The following is a 19,538-nucleotide window of genomic DNA, read 5'->3' as shown; positions in this document are numbered from 1 at the left end:
GCACCACAACCGCGCCCACGACCCCAGCTACGACACCACCTACCTGCCCACCGGGAAGGTCCAGTTCCACCGACGTACCTGACGGTCAGGCGGGCGCCGATCTCACCTGCTCGAGAATGCGGATCAGCCATCCGCGATATCCACCGAGTTCCTTCGGCGGTAGGTACTCACTGCCTTGGGCATCCAGGTACGCAGCGAGCTCGTCCTCGTCGTGGAAGTGATCGAGTATCCACTTGAGTTCGTTCTGCAGCTCGACCCGCTCTCTGGCGAAGTCCTCGAGGAACGCGTTGATCGACGCCTCTTCGCTGCCGTAGTCCTCCGGCCAGTCCTGGTTGAAGTAGATCCCGACCAAGTTCCAGAGCGCAGGTGTCTTGTTCATTGCCACTCCGTTACGGCTCCGGGAACGCTGTCTTGATCCAGTAACCCTCGGGCATCGATGACTCCCTGACAAGCACGATGCGGATGCCCTTGACCTCGGTCACGACCCCGGCACGATCTACCGATATGCCCGTGGCTTCGTCCAGGACAGCATCGAGCCGCTTTGTCCGGTCGCCCGACCGCAGCCACGCGACAACCTCGTCGGCGTGACGGTCGAGTGCCCGACTGATCGCACGATCGGCGGATCGCTCGTCGATTAAGGTTGACGCTCGTGTCGCGGTGGGATGCGTGGCCGCGCGATGACGCAGGTGCTCGATGGACTTCCCAACGTGTTTCGCGATTGTGTGCCCACGATTGGCTCCCTCGTGGGCGGCGATCTTGAGCGGTGTGCCCTTCCCTCCCGCTCCACTCGCCTCAATCAGCATCACGCGTGCGCGGGAGATCTTGCGCGTGTAGGCGCCGACCTCGCCGGCGGTGACGGCGACGGGGCGGGCCTGGAGGGCGGTGGCGGCCGTGAGGGCCCGGAGGCTGTCGAGGATGCCGCGGAACTTGCTGCTAGCCGACGCGACGCGGGCGGCGCCGGCGCCACTGCCGGCGACGAGTGCGGTGCCACCGGAGAGGAAGGTGAGGGTGCCGGCGGCGACGGCGCCGATGGCGAGCTCCTGGGCGAGGTCCTCGAGGAGCTCGACGAGCTCGTGGCGCTTGGCGTCGACGTGGTCGGCGTAGGTGGTGCAGGCGGCGGCGAGGTCGCCGAGCTGCGCGGTGAGGTCGCCGACGCGGCTGCGGAGCTCGGAGACCACGCCGAGGGCGAGGGGTGTCTCGGGGGAGCGCTCGTCCTCGAGCGCGGAGCTGGCCGAGTCGCAGTGGGCCGTGAGCAGGTGCAGCGCCTCGGCGGCCGCGGTCCAGGTCGAGGCGGCGGAGCGGACCCGATCGGTGTCGGCATTGGGCCAGAAGACGTCCTGGAGGGCGTCGAGCACGAGCCCGCTGAGGCCGCCGGGTGGCGAGGCCGAGGAGCCGCGGGAGGACGGCGGCTCGGGCAGCACGACGCCGACGGTGCGGGACGCCGCGGTCGGCGGCCCGACCAGCGGCCGCGCCCAGCCGGGCAGCACCGAGGAGGAGTCGGCGTGCGCGTGGTTGAGGCCCGTGGCCTCGACGAGCCGGGCCAGGGCCGCGAGCGCCCCGACCAGCGACTCCAGCGCCGCCACCGACGCGGCCGCGGCGTCGTCGTACGACGACGCGAACTCAGTCGCGGTGGAGTCGTCGCCCGCCATGCCGGCGTACGCCGCGAGCCGGTCGGCCAGCTTGACGGACGCCTGTGCCGCGAGCCGGTTGCCGTCGACCAGCGCCGTGACCGCCGACGCGTGTGCCTGCTCGCTGACCGCGACCCTCACGACACCTGTCCCCACATCAGCAGGTTGGTGTCGACGGCCGCGTGGTAGTTGTCGGCCGCGAGCTCGCCGGCCGCGCGCATCGCCGCCAGCCCCTCACGCATCGACTCGAACCCCGCCTCCCACTCCGCCTGCGCGGTCGCCTGGGCGTCGGCGGCGTCGCCCGTCCAGGTCGACTGCAGCGCGCCGACCTGCGCCGCGACCTCGGCGAGTCGCGCGTCGAGCGCCTCGCCGCAGTGCTTCATCGCGACCAGCGTCTCGGCGAGCAGGTCGAGGTCGACGGCGTGCATCAGCCGAGCCTCGCCGCGATCAGCGCGATCGACGACCCGCTGTCGTCGTCGGTCTCGACGAGGTCGGCGTCGGCCGCCCGCAACAGGCTCGTCATCGCCTCCAGGGCCGCCAGCACCTGGTCGGCCCCGTCGCGCCAACCGCTCCAGCCCTCGGCGTACGCCGTGGCCGCCGTGCCCCGCCAGCCGCCGTCGAGCAACGTCTCGACCCGGTGGGAGACGCGGTCGCGGTCGCAGCGGAGGCGCCCCGCGGCCGCGTCGACGCCGGCGAACGCGGTGAGGAAGGCATCGTGACTGGCAGTGATCCCGAGAGCCATGGAAGGCAGCATCCCCGGGCCGGGAGCCCGGGGACACCACCGTTCGTCGATCTGTGGATAACTCCCGACGAGGGAGATCGGGTCAGGGGAGCGGGTCGACCTCGTCGTACCCGGCGACGCCCGCGGCGAGCAGCCCCAGGTGGTGGTGGCCGTCGCCGAGCAGGTGGTCGAGCGCGGTGAGGTGACTGGTGTAGCTGCCGATGCTGTACTCCGCGGTCATGCCGATGCCGCCGTGCAGCTGGATCGCCTCCTGGCCGATGTGGCGACCGGCGCGACTGACGCCCAGCGACGCACGCGACGCGGCCTCGGCCGCCTGCTCGCCCGAGGCGGAGTCGTCGAGCACCATCGTCGCCCACAGCGCCAGGCTGCGCGCCTCCTCGAGCGACACGTACATGTCGGCCGCGCGGAAGGTCAGCGCCTGGAAGGTGTTGAGCGTGACCCCGAACTGCTTGCGGCTCTTGAGGTACTCCGAGGTCGTGTGCAGGGCGACCTCCATCGCGCCGACCGCCTCGCTGCACGCGGCGACGCGGGCGATGTCGACGACGCGCGCGATGATCTCGGTGCGGTCGTCGGCGGAGCCGAGCGGCGTCGCCGGTGTCGCGTCGAAGGCGACCTTGGCGGCCCGGCCCCCGTCGTGGGTGGCGTAGCCGACGCGGGTCAGACCCGACGCGTCGGGGCGGACGACGAAGAGCCCGGTGCCACCCGACGGCAGCGCCGCCGACACGACGAGCACGTCGGCGCGGGCGCCGTGCGGCACCGGCTCCTTCACGCCGCTCAGCGTCCAGGCGTCCCCGGAGGACGTGGCGGTCACCGCCGACGCGGCCGGCTGCCAGCGCGAGCCGGGCTCGGCGTGCGCGAAGGTCGGGACGCTCTCTCCGGAGGACAGCGCGCCCAGCAGCTCGCCCTTCTGCTCCTCCGACCCGGCCGCGGCGACCAGGCCGCCGGCCAGCACGACCGAGGTCAGGAAGGGTTCGGGAGCGAGCACCCGACCGAGCTCCTGGGCCACGATGCCGACCTCGACGGCACCGGCGCCCATCCCGCCGTGCTGCTCGTCGAACGGAAGCCCGAGGATGCCCATCTCCGCGAGCTGGGTCCAGACCTTCTCGCTGAACCCGGGGTCGTCGGCGACCGTCTGGCGACGGCTCTCGAAGTCGGCGTACGCCTTGCCGACCAGGCCCCGCACGGCCTCGCGCAGCGCCTGCTGCTCCTCGTCGTAGTTGAAGTCCATCGTGAAGCCCCCTCAGAGTCCCAGGATCGTGCGGGCGATGATCTGGCGCTGCACTTCGTTGGAGCCGCCGTAGATCGAGGCCTTGCGGAAGTTGAGGTACGTCGGGGTCGCGCGCCGGGTCCACCACGGCAGCGCGGAGTCGTCGCCGGCGCCGCTGGCCAGCGACGCCGGTCCGGCGAGGTCGACGATCAGCTCGGTGACCGCCTGCTGCAGCTCGGTGCCCCGCAGCTTGAGCACCGACGACGCCGGGTGCGGCTTGCCGTCGGCCGAGTGGGCGACGACCCGCAGCGCGGTGAGCTCGAGGGCGAGCAGCTCGTTCTCGAGCTCGGCGATCCGGGTCGAGACCAGCGGATCGTCGAGCAGCGTCGTGCCCTCACCGGTCGACACCGATGCCGCCCACTCCTTGGCCTGGGCCAGGTTGCGCTTGGTCGCGCCGACCGGGGCGACGCCGACGCGCTCGTTGCCGAGCAGGAACTTGGCGTAGTCCCAGGCGCGGTCCTCCTCGCCGACGAGGTTCTCGACGGGCACGCGCACGTCGGTGAACCACACCTCGTTGACCTCGTGGCCGCCGTCGATCAGCTCGATCGGGCGCACCTCGACGCCGGGGGAGGTCATGTCGATCAGCAGCATGGAGATGCCGGCCTGCTTCTTCACCTCCGGGTTGGTGCGGACGAGCGTGAAGATCCAGTCGCCGTACTGCCCGAGCGTCGTCCACGTCTTCTGGCCGTTCACGACGTACTCGTCGCCGTCGCGGACGGCTCGCGTCTTCAGCGAGGCGAGGTCGGAGCCGGCGTCGGGCTCGGAGAAGCCCTGGGACCACCAGATGTCGAGGTTGGCGGTCTTCGCGAGGAAGCGCTCCTTCAGCTCCTGCGAGCCGAACTGCGCGATGACCGGTCCGATCATCGAGGCGTTGAACGCCAGCGGCTGCGGCACGAACGCATGCTGCATCTCCTCGTGCCAGATGTGGCGACGCAGGGGGCTCCAGTCCTGACCGCCCCACTCGACCGGCCAGTTCGGGACGGCGAGGCCCGCGGCGTTCAGGATCTGCATGCTCTCCACGTACTGCTCCCGAGAGAGCTCGCGCCGCTCGGCGACGGCGTCGCGGGTCTCCTGCGGGATCTTCGTCGTGAAGAACTCCCGCATCCGGTCGCGGAACTCGGCGTCCTCGGCCGACAGCGCCAGCTGCATCGATGCACCTCCTGGTCGTGCGTGGGCGGGCTCCCGACGGGGCCGTTCCCATCATGCCGCACCTGGAAAGCGACCGCTCAGTAGGTTCGGAGTCTGGCAGTTCACGGTCAGTTTGGGGGAACGCCGGGGCCACGTCGGCGAAACCGACGTAGCCTTGGCGGAAGGGTCGGGAGCCAACGAACGGGGATAACGGTGCGTCGGGGAGTCATGGTCGTCGCCGCGGCTCTTGCCGCCGTGGCCGCGGGCACCGTCCCCGGAGCCTCCGCGGCCGGCAACGCCGACGTGACGGTCCGCGGCACCGCGTTCCCGCCCGGCAACCGGGCCCAGCTGACCGCGGTCGGCTGCGGCGACGTCTTCCAGCGCTCCACCGAGCCGCTGCGGCCGATGATCGGCCTGGCCACCGGGGCCGGCGCAACCGGCCAGCGCAGCCTCGGCTTCGACACCGGCGCCGGCACCGCGGCCGGCGTCGTCAGCTACGTCGAGGCGATCGGCGCGACCACCGTCGCCGGGGTCTCGGTCTCCGCCGCCGCGGGCACGACCGGGGTCGCGTACGTCGGCTACCAGGCGCCCGCGGACGCGGGGACGAGCAGGATGTGGATCGGCCGCGCCTCGCTCACCGTGCCGGCCTCCGCGGACTGGACCACGGTCGACGTGCCCGGCCTCGGCTACGCCTGGACGCAGTACGACATGGCCACGCACCGGCCGACCGGCGCCCAGGCCGGATCCTCCGGCGTCCCGGCCTTCGTGCAGACGATGGGCGGGGACGGCTACGGCTTCTACGTCGTGGGCTTCGGATGCGACGGCAGTCCCTTCGACGTCGACGCGTGGCGGATCGGCCGACCCGGCGCGACCACGACGTACGACCTCGAGGGCTACGGCACCCGTACGTCGATCGCCGGGCCGACCGGGACGGTGGCGGCCGGACAGAGGGTGACGCTCCAGAGCCGGGTCGTCGACGACCTGGGTGCCCCGATGAGTGGCGCGCGGGTGGTGCTCGAGGCGAAGCAGGACGACGGGACGTGGGAGACCGTCCGGGTCGCCGTCGGCGCGAGCGTCGCCGTGACGCTGCGCGTCGAGGAGACGACGACCTACCGCTGGGAGGTGTTCTCGACCCCGTCGACGCAGGGCAGCGTCTCGCAGCCGCTCGTGGTCACCGTCGAGGACCCCGCCACCGAGCCGTCCGAGGAACCGACGGACGAGCCGACCGACAAGACCGCGGAGAAGACTGCGGACAAGACTGCGGACGGCTCCTCGGACGGGGCGTCCGAGGAGCCGGCCGGCCCGGCGGGCGAGAAGTCGCCGACCCAGCAGCCCGCCCAGCAGCCCGCCTCGTCGGCGCCGCCCACGAGCCCACCGCCGACGAGTGCGGCGCCGACGAGTGCGGCGCCGACGAATGCACCGCCGACGGCCGAGCCGACGCCGGAGCCGACCGCCACGCCGACTGCCGAGCCGCCTCCCGCGTCCGACTCCGCGACCCCGGTGCCCGACGTCACGTCCACGGAGGCACCCGCGGGCTAACGTGACCGCATGCGTCCCCTCGTGGTGATGGGTGTCTCGGGCTCGGGCAAGTCGACGGTCGGCGCCGCGCTGGCGCAACGACTGCGGGTGCCCTTCGAGGACGCCGACGACCTGCATCCCTCCGCCAACGTCGCGAAGATGAGCCGCGGTGAGCCGCTCGACGACAACGACCGCTACCCGTGGCTCGCGCTCGTCGGCGAGTGGCTGGCCGTCCACGAGGACGGCGGCGTGATGAGCTGCTCGGCCCTGAAGCGGAAGTACCGCGACCAGATCCGCGGCCTCGCGCCCGACGTCGTCTTCCTCCTGCTGGACGGCACGCCGGAGCTGATCGCGGCGCGCCAGGCGGCCCGGCCCGGACACTTCATGCCGGCCTCGCTCCTCGCGTCGCAGTTCGCGACCCTCGAGCCGCTGGCGCCCGACGAGGACGGTGTGGTCCTCGACGTCGACCAGAGTGTGGACGCGATCGTGCAGGGGTACGTGGACCAGATGACCCGCGATGCCGAGGACCGCTGATGGACGTCGTCGACCCGGTCGCCCCGGGGTGGCAGCTGATCACCGCCGCACTCGTGGCGATCGCCCTGATCGTCCTGCTGATCACGGTCCTGAAGGTCCATCCCTTCCTCGCGCTGATCCTCGGCGGCCTGACCGTCGGCATCATCGCGGGGGAGAACGTCAGCGACGTGCTCGAGTCGTTCACGACCGGCTTCGGCGACACCGCGGCGGGGGTCGGCGCGCTGATCGCGCTCGGCGCGATGTTCGCGAAGCTGCTCGCCGACTCCGGCGGTGCCGACCAGATCGTCGACACGATCGTCGGTCGCGCCTCGGCGCGGATGCTCCCCTGGGCGATGGCGCTCGTCGGCGCGATCATCGGCCTGCCGATGTTCTTCGAGATCGGCCTGGTGCTGCTGATGCCGGTCATCTACCTGGTCGCCCGGCGCGCGCAGGTCTCGCTCATCACCGTCGGCATCCCGGCCCTCGCCGGCCTCTCGGCGATGCACGGCTTCGTGCCGCCCCACCCGGGACCGGTGACCGCGATCGACTACCTCGGCGCCGACCTGGGCGTCACCCTCGGCCTCGGCATCCTCGTGGCGGTGCCGACGATCGTCGTCGCGGGCCCGCTCTTCGGCACCCTCGCCGGACGCTGGGTGGTCGTCGAGCCGCCCGCCACCTGGGAGAGCCCGGACCGTGACGAGGCCACCCGCCCGTCGTTCGGGATCACCCTCGCGACCGTGCTGCTCCCGGTCGTCCTGATGCTCGGCAAGGCCGTCGTCGACATCGCGATCGACGACGAGGACGACCGGCTCCGGCAGGTCTTCGACGTGATCGGCAACCCGTTCGTCGCGCTGCTGATCGCGGTGCTGGTCGCGATGTTCACCTTCGGCGTCGGCACCGGCATGGACCGCGCGAGGATCTCCGACACCGTCGCCGGCTCGCTCGGCCCGATCGCCGGCATCCTGCTCATCGTGGCCGCCGGCGGCGGCTTCAAGCAGGTGCTCGTCGACACCGGCATCGGCACGCTGCTCGCCGATTGGGCCAAGGGCGCGAACTTCTCGGTGCTGCTGCTCGCGTGGGTCCTCGCCGTGCTGATCCGGCTCGCCACCGGCTCCGCGACCGTGGCGACGATCACCGCGAGCTCGCTGATGATCGGCCTGGTCGAGGGCATGCCCTCGGGCGAGGTCTCGCTGGTCGTGCTCGCGGTCGGCGCCGGCTCGCTCTTCTTCTCCCACGTCAACGACGCCGGCTTCTGGCTGGTCAAGGAGTACTTCGGCATGACCGTCGGTCAGACCGTGAAGACCTGGTCGTTGATGGAGACCGTGCTGTCGGTGACCGGCCTGGTCGTCGTGCTGATCCTCGGGATCTTCATCTAGCTAGAGCTCGTAGAGGTGACGGCTCGTCGGCACCAGGTCGAGGTCGCGGTCGGCGCCGATCCGGGCGACGCTGGCCATCAGCTCGCCGATGCGCCGGCCGAGCTCGGCGTCGTCACCGCGGCTGCCGTAGAAGGCGTGCATGTCGGTGACGGCGGCGGACGGGAAGAGCTCCTCCACGAGGCCGTCGACGGCGGGCGCGCCTGCGGTGAGGGGCGCGACGACGACGTTCTGGACGTAGCCGAAGGTCGCCTGGGTGCGGATGGCGACGGTGGTGTGGTCGACCATCCAGCGGCGCAGCCACTCGTCGTGGTCGAGCTCGGCGGGCCTGCGGAGCACGGCCACGTTGGCGAGCGCGTCGGCGCGGCTGCCGTCCCATGCCTCCGGCGGGTCGAGGCGGCGGTGCTCGTCGACGGCGTACCCGTGCACGACGCCCACCTGGCCGAGCACCTCGGCGACGGCGGCGGCGTCTGCGTCCCAGACGCTGACGAAGCCGGCGATCGGGTCGTCGACGTGGTCGATGCGCAGCGCGCCGGCGACGGGATCGTCGGTGACGTTGACCTGGAGACGGCGTACGCCGACCGCGGCGAGCCGCGCGTGCACCGCGCCGTCGCGGAGCGTGGTGGCGAGCTCGTCGCCCCACATCAGGAACATGCTCTTGCGCACGGGGCGACGCTAGCGGGTCATCGGAGCACGGACCGGTAGACCTCGACGGTTCGTGCGGCGATCGCCTCCCAGGAGAAGTCGGAGATCGCCCGCTCGCGGCCCGCCACGCCCATCGCGGCGGCGCGGGCCGGGTCGGAGACCACCGAGGCGAGGGCGGCGGCGAAGTCGGCGACGTACCGGTCCGGGTCGAGCGGCGTCCCCGTCCCGTCCGTCGCCTGCGAGATCGGGACCAGCACGCCGGTCACCCCCTCGACGACGACCTCCGGGATGCCGCCGGTCGCGGTCGCGACGACGGCGGTCTCGCAGGCCATCGCCTCGAGGTTCACGATCCCGAGCGGCTCGTAGATCGACGGGCACGCGAAGGCCGTCGCCGCGGAGAGCAGTGCCACGACGTCGTGGCGCGGGAGCATCTCCGGGATCCAGACGACCCCCGACCGCGAGGCGCGCAGGCCATGGACCAGCCCCTCCACCTCGGCGAGGATCTCCGGGGTGTCCGGCGCGCCCGCGCAGAGCACGATCTGCACGTCGGGTGGCAGCGACGCGCAGGCGCGCAGGAAGAGCGGCAGCCCCTTCTGACGGGTGATCCGTCCGACGAACGCGACCGAGGGGCGGTCCGGGTCGACTCCGAGCTCGCGCACTCGGTGGTGATCGTGGCGCGGGGCCCAGTCGGTGGTGTCGATGCCGTTGTGGACGACGTGCACCCGCGCGGGGTCGACGACGGGGTACGACGCCAGCACGTCGTCGCGCATCGCGGCCGAGACCGCGACCACCGCCGCCGCCTCCTCGTACGCCGTGCGCTCGGCCCACGACGAGATCGCGTATCCCCCGCCGAGCTGCTCGGCCTTCCACGGCCGCAGGGGTTCGAGCGAGTGGGCCGTGACGACGTGCGGCACGTCGTACATGAGCGACGCGAGGTGGCCGGCGAGGTTGGCGTACCACGTGTGCGAGTGCACGAGCTCGGTGCCGACGCAGCCGTCGGCGATGGCGAGGTCGACGCCGAGGGTGCGCAGCGCCGCGTTGGCCCCCGACAGCTCCGCGAGGTCGGCGTACGACGAGGTCAGCGCCTCGTCGCCGGGTTGGTCGTGACGGGGCGCGCCGAAGGCGTGCACGTGCGCCTCGACGTCGGACCGCGACCGCAGCGCCCGCACCAGCTCGGCGACGTGCACGCCGGCGCCGCCGTAGACCTCGGGTGGGTACTCGCGGGACAGCACGTCGACTCGCACATGGGCGAACCTATCCGTCGGGCACTAGGTTGAGAACATGCCGCCCAGCTCCCGCAAGAAGGTCCTCGCGATCGTCCTCGCGGGCGGGGAGGGCAAGCGGCTGATGCCGCTGACGGCCGACCGGGCGAAGCCGGCGGTGCCCTTCGCGGGCATCTACCGCCTCATCGACTTCGCGCTCTCGAACGTCGTCAACAGCGGCTACCTCCGGGTCGTCGTGCTCACCCAGTACAAGTCGCACAGCCTCGACCGGCACGTCACCCAGACCTGGCGGATGTCGACGATGCTCGGCAACTACGTGACACCGGTGCCGGCGCAGCAGCGGGTCGGCAAGCACTGGTACCTCGGCAGCGCCGACGCGATCTACCAGTCCCTCAACCTGATCCGCGACGAGAGGCCCGACATCGTCGTCGTGGTGGGTGCCGACCACGTCTACCGGATGGACTTCGGCCAGATGGTGCAGGCCCACTGCGACAGCGGTGCCGCGTGCACGGTGGCCGCGATCCGGCAGCCGATCGGGCTCGCCGACCAGTTCGGCGTCATCGACGTGCACCCCGACGACCCGACCCGGATCCGCGAGTTCCTCGAGAAGCCCACGGACGCGACCGGCCTGCCGGACAGTCCCGGCGAGGTGCTGGCGTCGATGGGCAACTACGTCTTCGACGCCGACGCGCTGGTCGAGGCGGTCACCCGCGACGCCACCGAGATCGGCTCGAAGCACGACATGGGCGGCGACATCGTGCCGGCGTTCGTGCGCCGCCAGCAGGCCGGCGTCTACGACTTCAAGGACAACGACGTGGCGGGCTCGACCGCCCGCGACCGCGACTACTGGCGCGACGTCGGGACGCTCGGCTCCTACTTCGCGGCGCACATGGACGTCGTCTCGCCGCTGCCGATCTTCAACCTCTACAACTTCAGGTGGCCGATCTACACCTCCTACGGCCCGCAGCCGCCCGCCAAGCTGGTGCAGGGTGAGGCGGGCGAGCACGCCCGCGTCGACGAGGCGGTGCTCTCTCCCGGGGTCGTCGTCACCGGCGGTCTGGTGCGGCGCTCCGTGCTGTCACCTTCGGTGCGCGTCGACGCCGGCGCCGACGTGGTGGGCTCGGTGCTGATGAACGGCGTGCACGTCGGCGCCGGCGCCGTGGTGCGCAACGCGATCGTCGACAAGTTCGTCGTCATCCCGCCCGGCGCCCGGCTCGGTCTCGATCCCGAGGAGGACCGGGCCCGCGGGTTCGTCGTCGAGGACGGGCTGACGGTGCTGGGCAAGGACCAGGTCTTCCCCGCCTGACAGTCACACGACCCCGGCCGCCCGCGCGGCCTCGGCATAGGCGACCGCCAGCGAGGCAACCGTCTCGTGGGCGTTGAGCCCGCTGGGGTTCGGCACGACCCACACCTCGGCGCCCTCGAGGGGCTCCGACTGGCGGCCGAGCGCGGCGCGGCGCTGGCCGAAGGCGACCCGGTACGCCGTGACCCCGGCGATCGCGACGACGCGCGGCGACGCGCGGCGTACGGTCTCGACGAGCTGCAGCCCGCCGGACCGCAGCTCGGCGTCGGAGAGCTCGGCCGCCCGGGCGGTCGCGCGGCGCACGATGTTGGTGATGCCGATGCCGCGGGCGCGCAGCCGGTCGCGGTCGGCGTCCGTCATGCCGTCCGACGGGCTGATCGGCTCGGTGACGATCCCGGCGAGGAGCAGTGCGGGATAGAAGCGGTTGCCCGGGTGCGCGAAGTGCGTCTGCGTCGCGGCCGTCCACAGCCCGGGGTTGATGCCGACGAACAGCAGCCGGAGCTCGGGATCGTCCGGGCCCGGCAGCAGGTCCGGGACCTCCGCGTCGCGGAAGGACTCCAGCTCGGCGCGGGTGAAGCGGGCCACGGCGGCAAGCCTGCCACGTCCGGCGGGGCTCGCCGGAACCCGGTGGCCACCACTACCGTCGAACCACCATGCGACGAACACTCGGGACGCTCGTGCTGGTCCTGCTCCTGACGGCGTCGGGCTGCGGTGACGACACCGGCGAGGGAGGCGATGCTCCCGGGGGAGTCCCGGGCGCTCCGGCGAGCACGGCGATCGAGGAGGTCGCCGTGCTGACCGGCACCTCCGCCGGTGGCCACGTGACGACCGAGCCGACCCTGCTGCCCGACGAGCCGGCGGTGCGGGCGTACGCCGACCAGTTCCGCAATGACCGCCTCCAGGGCGAGATCGTGCGGGCCGCGCGGCGGACGGACGTGCCGGAGGGGCGACGGCTGGCCGCGGCGGTGGTCGCCATCGGCTGCGAGGTGCCGACCCGGGTGACGGGGACGGCCACCGGGGACCAGCTCACCGTGCGGGCGGTGCTGCCGTCGCCGACCAAGCAGTGCTTCGCGCCGATCACCAGCGTGGCGCTCGTGCTCGTGCCGGCCTGAGCCGCCCGAGCCTGACCCGGGCTACGGCTTGTAGGTCACCTGGATCCCGTTCGCGACCCAGCGCTGGTAGCCGTCGGAGGGCCGGTTGAGCACCTGGTCGGCGCCGGTCGCGTCCCGCGCGATCATCGTCGACGAGCCACCGCCGTCGAGGTTGAGCGCCTCGTCGGCACCGAGGTCGATCATCAGGTTGGCGAGCTCGACCATCGTGTAGCCGCGACTCGCCGACGAGCGGCCGTCGATGACCAGCAGCAGGATCTGGCCGGACTCCCGGTCGACGCCGACCGCGGTCCGCGGATGCATCACGCGGTTGTCGACGACCTTGATGACGCCGTCGTCGATCAGCGGCCGGTCGCCGCTGATCGCCATCTTGGGGTGACCCTTGAGCCAGGCCTTGACGACGACCTTGCGGCCCTTCTTCAGCTTCTTCAGCTGCCGGGCGCCGTCGCCGCGGCCGACGAGGATCGTGCCGGGGATCTTGCGGTTGTTCTTCAGGACCCTGCGGACCTTGTAGACGCGGTGCTTGCGCACCCACACCACGCGGATGTGCTTCCGCTGCCCCTGGGTCATCGTGTAGCCGTCGGTCTTGCCCCACGCCTTCGTGTAGACGCCGACGCCGTTGCGCGCGACGAACGGCTGGTTGAGCCCCGTCACGTCGATGCGCCGGTGCTTGCGCACGCGGGCGATCATCGGAAGCTCACCGATCTGGGGGTCGCCGGACTTGTCGAAGTAGAAGGCGGAGTTCCACCCCTCTACGCGCCCGTGGAGCAGCTTCTTCGCCTTGGCCAGCCCCAGGCCGAGGGGGGCGCCGGTGCGGCCGATGTCGAAGAAGTCGCCGTTGACGCCGGCCACCGCCTTCGATTCGTCCTCGAGCATGGTCCCCAGCGGGGAGGTCTCGGCGACCCGCTTCGGTGCGAGGTAGTTGACCCCGACACCGGGAGCCTTCGGGTCGACGGTCAGCAGGTGGGCGACGATCGGCCCGCGCGCGTCGGTCTGCGTCCAGGTCGAGTAGGTCACGCCCGGCACGACGGCGTACGACGTCGCCTCGGTCTTGCGGGCCGGTGCGCGACGCTGCCCCGGGGAGAGCCGCGGCGCGATCCACCCCGGCTCGTCACCCGAGGTGTGCCGTGGGTTGAGCGAGCGTCCCTGCGAGTGGTCCTTCTGCACCGCGTAGTGCCGCCCCGACGTCGGCGGCCGGTCCGGTCCGGGGTCGCCGAGGGCGGGAGAGGCCGCGACGAGAGCACAGGCGGTGAGTCCGGCGGTCAAGGTAAGCCGAGTGCGCACCTGCCCAAGGGTAGGTCGCGCATGGGCGTGGATCGCTCACCCGGGTCACGTGTGTCTCTACGCTGCCGGTGTGGGCGAGCCGTGGAACGTCTTCGTCGAGGGCGACAACCTCGACGTGCTGCCGACGCTGCCGGCGCTGCTGGGCCGCGCCGTCGACCTGGTCTACATCGACCCGCCGTACAACACCGGCAACGACTTCGCCTACCGCGACGACTTCCGCGCGGATGGTTCGCGCCGCAGCCGGCACGAGGCGTGGGTGGCGATGATGCGGCCGCGGCTGGTCGCCGCCCGCGACGTGCTGGCCCGGACCGGCGCGATCTTCGTCAGCATCGACGACAACGAGGTGGCCCACCTGCGGCTGCTCATGGACGAGGTGTTCGGCGAGGACAACCTGCTCGCGCAGGTCGTGGTCAACCTCAACCCGAAGGGTCGGCAGCTGGGCAAGGGCTTCGCGACGAGCCACGAGTACCTGCTCGTCTACGCCCGCGACGTTCGCCGTACCGTCCTCGACGCCAGCAGCCCGGACACCGTCGACGAGCGCGACTTCCCGCTGACCGCGGCGGACGGGCGCCGCTACCGCCACCTGCCGCTGCGCAACACCAACAAGAAGTTCAACCCGGTCACGGCCCGCACCCTGCACTTCCCGGTCTGGGGCGACGCCGCGAGCGGGCGGGTGAGCACGGCGCCGTTCGAGGGTGCGGTGGAGATCACGCCGGTCTTCGGCGACGGCACGCCGGCCGTGTGGCGGTGGAGCCGGCCGCTGATCGAGGCGCGGCCCGACGACGTGGTCTGCCGGGTGGTGAAGGGCAGGACGGGGGAGCGGATCGACGTCTACCAGCGCGACTGGCTGCACCGTGACACCCCCGGCGGTCGTCGCAAGAAGCTGCGCACGATCTGGCTGGCGGAGGAGGTCGGCTCCACCGACACCGCCGTCGCCGAGCTCAAGGAGCTGGTCGGTCACGTCTTCGAGTCGCCGAAGCCGACCGGGCTGGTGCGGCGGATCCTGGGCACCATGCCCGACGACGCGCTGGTGGTCGACTTCTTCGCCGGCAGCGGCACGACCGGGCACGCCGTCGCGCTCCAGAACGACCTCGACGGCGGCACCCGCCGCTGCGTGAGCATCAACTCCGCCGAGCCCACCCGCGTCGGGTCGAACGCCCAGGTCGCCGGGCTCCGCACCGTCGCGGACATCACCCGCGCCCGGCTCCAGGCGGTCGCCGACACCGTCGGCGGCGGCTACGAGGAGCTGTCCTAGACGGCCGCGGCCTTCTCCAGGGCGGCGAGCTCGTCATCGAGGTGGGTGAGCATCCGCTGCAGGTGGGGCACGGTGCGACGGCAGCCGATCAGCCCGAAGGCGAGCTTGCCGTCGTACGACGTGCAGGTGATGTTGAGCGCCATGCCGTTGATCGGGATGGAGAGCGGGTAGGTGCCGTCCAGACGCGCGCCGTTCCAGTAGTGCGTGGTGCGCGGGCCGGGCACGTTGCTGATCACCAGGTTGTACGGCGGGCGCACCACGCCCTCCATCCGCAGCAGCGGCGCGATGATCGCGGGCGCCTGGCCGAGGGCGCTCATCGCGAGGATCTGGGCGGGCGTCATGCTCGAGAGCGCCTGCTTGCCGTCGGCCATCGACGTGTGGATGACGGTCAGCCGGTCCGCGGGGTCCGCCAGGTCGGTGCCGAGCTGGCACATCACCGAGCCGACCGCGTTGCCGCCGTCGGTCGACGCCGCGTGCGCCTGCCTCGCGTTGAGGCCGACCGGCACCATCGCCACGAGTGGTGCGTCCGGGAGGGCGTCGAGCTCGAGCAGGTAGGCGCGCACGGCGCCGGCGCACATCGCGAGCACGACGTCGTTGATCGTGGTGCCGGTCGCCCTGCCGATCGCGCGCAGCCGCGCGATCGGCCAGTCCTGCGCGGCGAAGCGGCGCGACCCCGTGATCTTCTGGTTGAAGATCGTGCGCGGCGCGTGCAGAGAGATCGACGAGGTCTCGTTGCGCACGCCCTTGGTCACGGTGCGTGCCAGGGCGCCCGGCATCCCCGCCGCCTGCGCCGCGATGCCCAGCGCCGAGCGGAGGGTGCGCGCCGGGAGGTCGGTGAGGTCGCCCGGCTCGGTGCCCGACGTACGGCGCTCCCGGGTGCGGGCGTCCCACGGCGCCGGCATGCCGGCGCGCTCGCCGTCGGTCGACAGCACGCTCTGCAGCAGCCGCATCGCGGAGATGCCGTCGACGAGCGCGTGGTGGGTCTTCGTGTAGAGCGCGATCCGGCCGTCGCGCAGGCCCTCGATGACCGTCGCCTCCCAGAGCGGGCGCTCCCACGCGAGACGGGTGCCGTGGAGCCGACCGGTGAGCTCGAGCAGCTCGCGGATCCGGCCCGGCTTCGGCAACGCGCCGTGCCGCACGTGGTGCTCGATGTCGAACTGGTCGTCCTCGACCCAGACCAGCTGCCCGGCCGTCGTCAGCGACCGGTGCGGGCGCTTGAGGAAGAGCGGCGCGACCTCCGCGACGTCGCGCATCGCCTCGTACATCTGCCGCCCGTAGCCGCGGCCGGCCCCCTCGGGCTTCTCGAAGAGGTGCAGACCGCCGACGTGCATGGGCATGCTGCGGCTCTCCGCGAGCAGGAACGCCGTCCCCGTGGGATCGATGAGTGAGACCACGCTGCACTATCGCCGCTCGTGACTGCCGCCACAACCCGTCCTCCGACGCAAGGGTTTCCACCGTTGCGCCACGCCGGGCAGTCGAGATGGGCTCGAGGCGAACATCGTCGACCCGCCCCGGGAGCACCCATGGTCCGCCGTCCGCTGCTCACTGCACTCTCCGTCCTCATCGCCGCCGGCGCCGCGACGGGAGCGCTCGTCGGCGGGCGCGGCGGGCGCAGTTTCATCAAGGGATGAAGGTCAGCCCCCGGTTCCCGTGGTGAGCTCGGTCGGGGAGGCGCGACGTCGACCACATCCCTTGATGAAGCCTCGATGAAGCCTCGATCAAGCCTCGATCAAGCCACGCCCGACCGCACCCCGGCCGCGGGGTACGACGGACTGCCGGCAGAGCCGGATTTCGTCCACAGGGGCCCTCCCGACGTCGTTCTCCCCAGGCGCCGGCGCCCCGGCCGGTCGATGTCGCCGAGCGCTCCTAGCGTCGTCGGCGCACCGGAATCGGCCGGTGCCCGAGCTTCCGGGAGGCACCATGCGCAACCTGACCGTCCTGATCGCCGCCGTCGTCGCCACCACCGGCTGCGGCTTCGGTGTCGCCGCGGCGGCGAAGGGGGACCCGCCGGCTCCGCGGGGCGACACGGTCGTCGAGGTCACCGGCGACGCCGAGAACGGGTTCGGCATCCGGCATCTCGACGGCACCGAGCTCTTCCCGCCGACCCGGTCCGAGGCGCGCGCCGAGTGCGGGGAGTACGACCGCCGCGTCGACCGGGTGCGCTGCCGCGCCGAGGTGCGCACCTGGTACGACGACCTCGCCGTCCTCCAGCAGGCGCTCGCGTGGGCGCACGCGTCGTGAGCAACGCGCCGGTCCCCGGGCGCAGTGAGCGCACCGGGCGCACCGGGCGGCCGACGCGCCGGTCGGGTCCGCCGATCGTGGCAGGATCGGCGCTGTGGAGGAGGCCGGACCGCTCGACCGGGCGTGGGACCGGGGCCGCACGTCCGTCCGGGCCCGTCTGCGGCGGTGGCGCTCGAAGTGGTGGCAGATCGGCCAGTGCGCCGTCGCCGCGGGCGCCGCGTGGTTCGTCGCCGCCGATCTGTTCGGACATCCGACGCCGTTCTTCGCCCCGGTCGCCGCCGTGGTCGCCCTCGGCACCTCCTACGGCCAACGGATCCGCCGGGTCATCGAGGTCACCGTCGGCGTCGCCGTCGGCGTCTTCCTCGCCGACCTGCTCGTCGTCTGGCTGGGCTCCGGGGCGTGGCAGATCGCCCTGATCGTGGCCTTGTCGATGACCGCGGCGATCCTGCTCGACGGCGGCCCGCTGCTGGTCACCCAGGCGGCGGTGCAGTCGATCGTGGTCGCCTCGCTGGTGCCGGACCCGGGCGCCGCGTTCACCCGCTGGACCGACGCCGTCATCGGTGGAACGGTGGCGCTCCTGGCCGCCACAGTGGTGCCCGCCGCCCCGCTGCGACGGCCCCGCGAGCAGGCGTCGGTCGTGATGCGCAAGATCGCCGGGCTACTGCGAGCGGCGGCGGACGTGATGGCGGACGGCGAGGCGGAGGCCGCGCTCGACCTGCTCGCCGACGCGCGCTCGACCGACTACCTGATCCGGGAGCTCCAGGCCGCCGCCGACGAGGGGCTCGACGTGGTCACGTCGTCGCCGTTCCGGGTGCGACACCGCGACGACCTGCGCAAGATGTCCGAGCTGGTCGACCCGCTCGACAGGGCACTGCGCAGCACCCGGGTGCTCGTCCGGCAGACCGCGGTCGCGGCCTACCACCGGCGGCCGGTGCCCCAGTCGTACGCCCGGCTGACACGCGACCTGGCCGACGCCGCCGAGCTGGCCGCCGCCGAGCTGGCGGCCGACCGGATGGCGGTGGCCGCCCGGCTGCCGCTGCTGACGGTCGGTGAGGCGACCGGTCGCGTGGAGCGCACCGACGTGCTGGCCTCCGAGGCGGTGCTCGCCCAGCTCCGGTCCGTGATCGTCGACCTGCTGATGGTCTCGGGCCTCGAGCAGCTCGAGTCCACCGACGCCCTGCCCCCGCCGCCCAGATGACGGTCCGTCAGGGTCCCGAGGGGCAGCCGTGGGTGCTGCACGTCGACCTCGACCAGTTCCTGGCGGCGGTCGAGGTGCTGCGCCACCCCGAGCTGGCCGGACTGCCGGTGGTCGTGGGCGGGCGGGGCGATCCGACCGAGCGTGGGGTGGTGTCGACCGCGTCGTACGAAGCACGCGCGTTCGGCGTCGGCTCCGGCATGCCGCTGCGGGTCGCGGCCCGCAAGTGCCCCGAGGCGGTGTTCCTCCCCGTCGACAAGGAGGCCTACAACGAGGCCTCGGCGCAGGTGATGGCGGCGCTGCGGGCCCTCACCTGGGGTGGCGCCCCGGTCGTGCTGGAGGTGCTCGGGTGGGACGAGGCGTTCCTGGCCCCCGGTCCGGCGCACGGGGAGCTCGGCGACCCGCGGGAGTACGCCGGTCGGGTCCGGAGCGCCGTGCTCGAGGCGAGCGGGCTGCACTGCTCGGTGGGCATCGGCGACAACAAGCTGCGCGCGAAGATCGCGACCGACTTCGGCAAGCCGCGCGGCGTGTGGCAGCTGACGGCGCAGAACTGGCAGGAGGTGATGGGCCGACGCCCGACGACGGCGTTGTGGGGCATCGGCAGCAGGACCGGCAAGCGGCTGGCCGCGCTCGGCATCGACACGGTCGATCAGCTCGCCGCCTCCGACGCCCGGGCGCTGGCGGCCGAGATCGGGCCCACGATGGGGCCGTGGTTCCACCGACTCGGCCGCGGCGTCGACACCAGCCCCGTGGACGCGACGCCGTGGGTGCCACGGGCGCACGGCCGGGAGGAGACCTTCCAGGAGGACCTGGAGGACTGGCACGAGGTGGCCGAGGCCACGCGGCGGATCACCCGGCGCGCGGTCGAGGACATCGACGCCGAGGGGCGCCCGGCCGCCCGCGTGGGCCTGAAGATCCGGCTGAGACCCTTCATCACGCTCAGCCGCAGCCTCACCCTGCCCGAGCCGAGCAACGACCCCGACGTGCTCGCCGAGGCCGCCGTGTCGCTGCTCGACCGGGTGGAGCACGACCGACCGGTCCGGCTGCTCGGTGTCCGCCTCGAGATGGTGCCGCCACCCGACGGCTACTGACGGCGGCCGACGGGGCGGCCTCC

At 72.5% G+C, this 19,538-nt stretch carries 20 protein-coding genes; 9 read left to right on the top strand and 11 right to left on the bottom strand.

Going from position 1 to position 19,538, the window contains the following annotated elements; genetic code table 11:
- Nucleotides 1-85: 85 nt before the first annotated feature.
- From PZ894_RS10845 to PZ894_RS10820, 6 genes are all read right to left on the bottom strand, one after another.
- Nucleotides 86-379: a contact-dependent growth inhibition system immunity protein gene (locus tag PZ894_RS10845; protein WP_275744663.1), complete on the bottom strand. Its 294-nt coding sequence runs from the start codon at nucleotides 377-379 to the stop codon at nucleotides 86-88.
- A 10-nt stretch (nucleotides 380-389) separates the two neighbouring features.
- Entirely contained in the window at nucleotides 390-1,769 is a 1,380-nt protein-coding gene (locus PZ894_RS10840; RefSeq protein WP_275744661.1) for an RNase A-like domain-containing protein, read from the bottom strand.
- Nucleotides 1,766-2,056: a WXG100 family type VII secretion target gene (locus PZ894_RS10835; RefSeq protein WP_275744659.1), complete on the bottom strand. Its 291-nt coding sequence runs from the start codon at nucleotides 2,054-2,056 to the stop codon at nucleotides 1,766-1,768. The genes PZ894_RS10840 and PZ894_RS10835 overlap by 4 nt, the downstream gene beginning before the upstream one ends.
- Nucleotides 2,056-2,370, bottom strand: coding sequence for a WXG100 family type VII secretion target (locus PZ894_RS10830; RefSeq protein ID WP_275744658.1), 315 nt, complete (start codon nucleotides 2,368-2,370; stop codon nucleotides 2,056-2,058). Before PZ894_RS10830 ends, PZ894_RS10835 begins: the two co-directional genes overlap by 1 nt.
- 82 nt (nucleotides 2,371-2,452) lie before the next feature.
- On the bottom strand, nucleotides 2,453-3,598 hold the full coding sequence (locus PZ894_RS10825; protein ID WP_275744656.1) for an acyl-CoA dehydrogenase family protein: 1,146 nt from the start codon (nucleotides 3,596-3,598) through the stop codon (nucleotides 2,453-2,455).
- A 12-nt stretch (nucleotides 3,599-3,610) separates the two neighbouring features.
- Nucleotides 3,611-4,786 carry an acyl-CoA dehydrogenase family protein gene (locus PZ894_RS10820; RefSeq protein WP_275744654.1) on the bottom strand — a complete coding sequence of 392 codons (1,176 nt, stop codon included), beginning with the start codon at nucleotides 4,784-4,786 and terminating at the stop codon, nucleotides 3,611-3,613.
- A gap of 207 nt (nucleotides 4,787-4,993) precedes the next feature.
- Between PZ894_RS10820 and PZ894_RS10815 the strand changes: the two genes are divergently transcribed.
- From PZ894_RS10815 to PZ894_RS10805, 3 genes are read left to right on the top strand one after another with little or no spacing between them, the layout of a single operon-like run.
- On the top strand, nucleotides 4,994-6,304 hold the full coding sequence (locus tag PZ894_RS10815) for a hypothetical protein (protein WP_275744652.1): 1,311 nt from the start codon (nucleotides 4,994-4,996) through the stop codon (nucleotides 6,302-6,304).
- A gap of 9 nt (nucleotides 6,305-6,313) precedes the next feature.
- The gene (locus PZ894_RS10810; protein ID WP_275744650.1) at nucleotides 6,314-6,817 is read left to right on the top strand and encodes a gluconokinase; all 504 of its coding nucleotides are present in this window, start codon (nucleotides 6,314-6,316) and stop codon (nucleotides 6,815-6,817) included.
- On the top strand, nucleotides 6,817-8,172 hold the full coding sequence (locus PZ894_RS10805) for a gluconate:H+ symporter (protein WP_275744648.1): 1,356 nt from the start codon (nucleotides 6,817-6,819) through the stop codon (nucleotides 8,170-8,172). The genes PZ894_RS10810 and PZ894_RS10805 overlap by 1 nt, the downstream gene beginning before the upstream one ends.
- Here the strand turns inward: PZ894_RS10805 and PZ894_RS10800 are convergent, their stop codons facing one another.
- Together PZ894_RS10800 and glgA are read right to left on the bottom strand one after the other, a co-directional pair.
- The gene (locus tag PZ894_RS10800) at nucleotides 8,173-8,835 is read right to left on the bottom strand and encodes an EthD domain-containing protein (protein WP_275744646.1); all 663 of its coding nucleotides are present in this window, start codon (nucleotides 8,833-8,835) and stop codon (nucleotides 8,173-8,175) included.
- Nucleotides 8,836-8,852: 17 nt separating this feature from the next.
- On the bottom strand, nucleotides 8,853-10,058 hold the full coding sequence (gene glgA / locus PZ894_RS10795) for a glycogen synthase (protein WP_275744645.1): 1,206 nt from the start codon (nucleotides 10,056-10,058) through the stop codon (nucleotides 8,853-8,855).
- 37 nt (nucleotides 10,059-10,095) lie between these two features.
- On the opposite strand from glgA, the gene PZ894_RS10790 reads away from it, so the two are divergent.
- Nucleotides 10,096-11,343, top strand: coding sequence for a glucose-1-phosphate adenylyltransferase (locus PZ894_RS10790; protein WP_275744644.1), 1,248 nt, complete (start codon nucleotides 10,096-10,098; stop codon nucleotides 11,341-11,343).
- Between the two features lie 3 nt (nucleotides 11,344-11,346).
- Here the strand turns inward: PZ894_RS10790 and PZ894_RS10785 are convergent, their stop codons facing one another.
- Nucleotides 11,347-11,925, bottom strand: coding sequence for a mismatch-specific DNA-glycosylase (locus PZ894_RS10785; protein WP_275744642.1), 579 nt, complete (start codon nucleotides 11,923-11,925; stop codon nucleotides 11,347-11,349).
- A 68-nt stretch (nucleotides 11,926-11,993) separates the two neighbouring features.
- Between PZ894_RS10785 and PZ894_RS10780 the strand changes: the two genes are divergently transcribed.
- Complete coding sequence (locus PZ894_RS10780) at nucleotides 11,994-12,452, top strand: hypothetical protein (RefSeq protein ID WP_275744640.1); 459 nt, start codon at nucleotides 11,994-11,996, stop codon at nucleotides 12,450-12,452.
- 21 nt (nucleotides 12,453-12,473) lie between these two features.
- On the opposite strand, the gene PZ894_RS10775 is transcribed toward PZ894_RS10780, so the two are convergent.
- Nucleotides 12,474-13,733: a phosphodiester glycosidase family protein gene (locus PZ894_RS10775; RefSeq protein WP_275744638.1), complete on the bottom strand. Its 1,260-nt coding sequence runs from the start codon at nucleotides 13,731-13,733 to the stop codon at nucleotides 12,474-12,476.
- A 70-nt stretch (nucleotides 13,734-13,803) separates the two neighbouring features.
- On the opposite strand from PZ894_RS10775, the gene PZ894_RS10770 reads away from it, so the two are divergent.
- Nucleotides 13,804-14,988, top strand: a complete 1,185-nt coding sequence (locus tag PZ894_RS10770) for a site-specific DNA-methyltransferase (protein ID WP_275744636.1) — start codon at nucleotides 13,804-13,806, stop codon at nucleotides 14,986-14,988.
- Here the strand turns inward: PZ894_RS10770 and PZ894_RS10765 are convergent.
- The gene (locus tag PZ894_RS10765) at nucleotides 14,985-16,382 is read right to left on the bottom strand and encodes a wax ester/triacylglycerol synthase family O-acyltransferase (RefSeq protein ID WP_275744634.1); all 1,398 of its coding nucleotides are present in this window, start codon (nucleotides 16,380-16,382) and stop codon (nucleotides 14,985-14,987) included. The genes PZ894_RS10770 and PZ894_RS10765 overlap by 4 nt on opposite strands.
- A 526-nt stretch (nucleotides 16,383-16,908) precedes the next feature.
- Between PZ894_RS10765 and PZ894_RS10760 the strand changes: the two genes are divergently transcribed.
- The 3 genes from PZ894_RS10760 (at nucleotide 16,909) to PZ894_RS10750 (ending at nucleotide 19,515) form a co-directional block, all read left to right on the top strand.
- The gene (locus PZ894_RS10760) at nucleotides 16,909-17,229 is read left to right on the top strand and encodes a hypothetical protein (RefSeq protein ID WP_275744632.1); all 321 of its coding nucleotides are present in this window, start codon (nucleotides 16,909-16,911) and stop codon (nucleotides 17,227-17,229) included.
- A gap of 94 nt (nucleotides 17,230-17,323) precedes the next feature.
- A complete protein-coding gene (locus tag PZ894_RS10755; RefSeq protein WP_275744630.1) occupies nucleotides 17,324-18,427 on the top strand; it encodes an FUSC family protein in 1,104 nt (367 codons plus the stop codon).
- Nucleotides 18,424-19,515, top strand: coding sequence for a DNA polymerase IV (locus PZ894_RS10750; RefSeq protein ID WP_275744629.1), 1,092 nt, complete (start codon nucleotides 18,424-18,426; stop codon nucleotides 19,513-19,515). Before PZ894_RS10755 ends, PZ894_RS10750 begins: the two co-directional genes overlap by 4 nt.
- Nucleotides 19,516-19,538: the final 23 nt, after the last annotated feature.

The sequence above is a fragment of the Nocardioides sp. YIM 152315 genome, assembly GCF_029210375.1.
In the GTDB taxonomy this organism is placed as follows: Bacteria; Actinomycetota; Actinomycetes; order Propionibacteriales; family Nocardioidaceae; genus Nocardioides.
The sequence above is the reverse complement of the archived record's forward strand: the minus strand, read 5'-3'. Positions and strand labels throughout refer to the sequence as shown.

Bases quoted from the DNA above. Each gene is read 5' to 3' on its own strand.
- PZ894_RS10790 (WP_275744644.1), top strand. From the start codon at position 10,096: ATGCCGCCCAGCTCCCGCAAGAAGGTCCTCGCGATCGTCCTCGCGGGC.
- PZ894_RS10830 (WP_275744658.1), bottom strand. From the start codon at position 2,370: ATGGCTCTCGGGATCACTGCCAGTCACGATGCCTTCCTCACCGCGTTC.
- PZ894_RS10820 (WP_275744654.1), bottom strand. From the start codon at position 4,786: ATGCAGCTGGCGCTGTCGGCCGAGGACGCCGAGTTCCGCGACCGGATG.
- PZ894_RS10815 (WP_275744652.1), top strand. From the start codon at position 4,994: ATGGTCGTCGCCGCGGCTCTTGCCGCCGTGGCCGCGGGCACCGTCCCC.
- PZ894_RS10845 (WP_275744663.1), bottom strand. From the start codon at position 379: ATGAACAAGACACCTGCGCTCTGGAACTTGGTCGGGATCTACTTCAAC.
- PZ894_RS10825 (WP_275744656.1), bottom strand. From the start codon at position 3,598: ATGGACTTCAACTACGACGAGGAGCAGCAGGCGCTGCGCGAGGCCGTG.
- PZ894_RS10835 (WP_275744659.1), bottom strand. From the start codon at position 2,056: ATGCACGCCGTCGACCTCGACCTGCTCGCCGAGACGCTGGTCGCGATG.
- PZ894_RS10805 (WP_275744648.1), top strand. From the start codon at position 6,817: ATGGACGTCGTCGACCCGGTCGCCCCGGGGTGGCAGCTGATCACCGCC.
- PZ894_RS10760 (WP_275744632.1), top strand. From the start codon at position 16,909: ATGCGCAACCTGACCGTCCTGATCGCCGCCGTCGTCGCCACCACCGGC.
- PZ894_RS10810 (WP_275744650.1), top strand. From the start codon at position 6,314: ATGCGTCCCCTCGTGGTGATGGGTGTCTCGGGCTCGGGCAAGTCGACG.
- PZ894_RS10780 (WP_275744640.1), top strand. From the start codon at position 11,994: ATGCGACGAACACTCGGGACGCTCGTGCTGGTCCTGCTCCTGACGGCG.
- PZ894_RS10750 (WP_275744629.1), top strand. From the start codon at position 18,424: ATGACGGTCCGTCAGGGTCCCGAGGGGCAGCCGTGGGTGCTGCACGTC.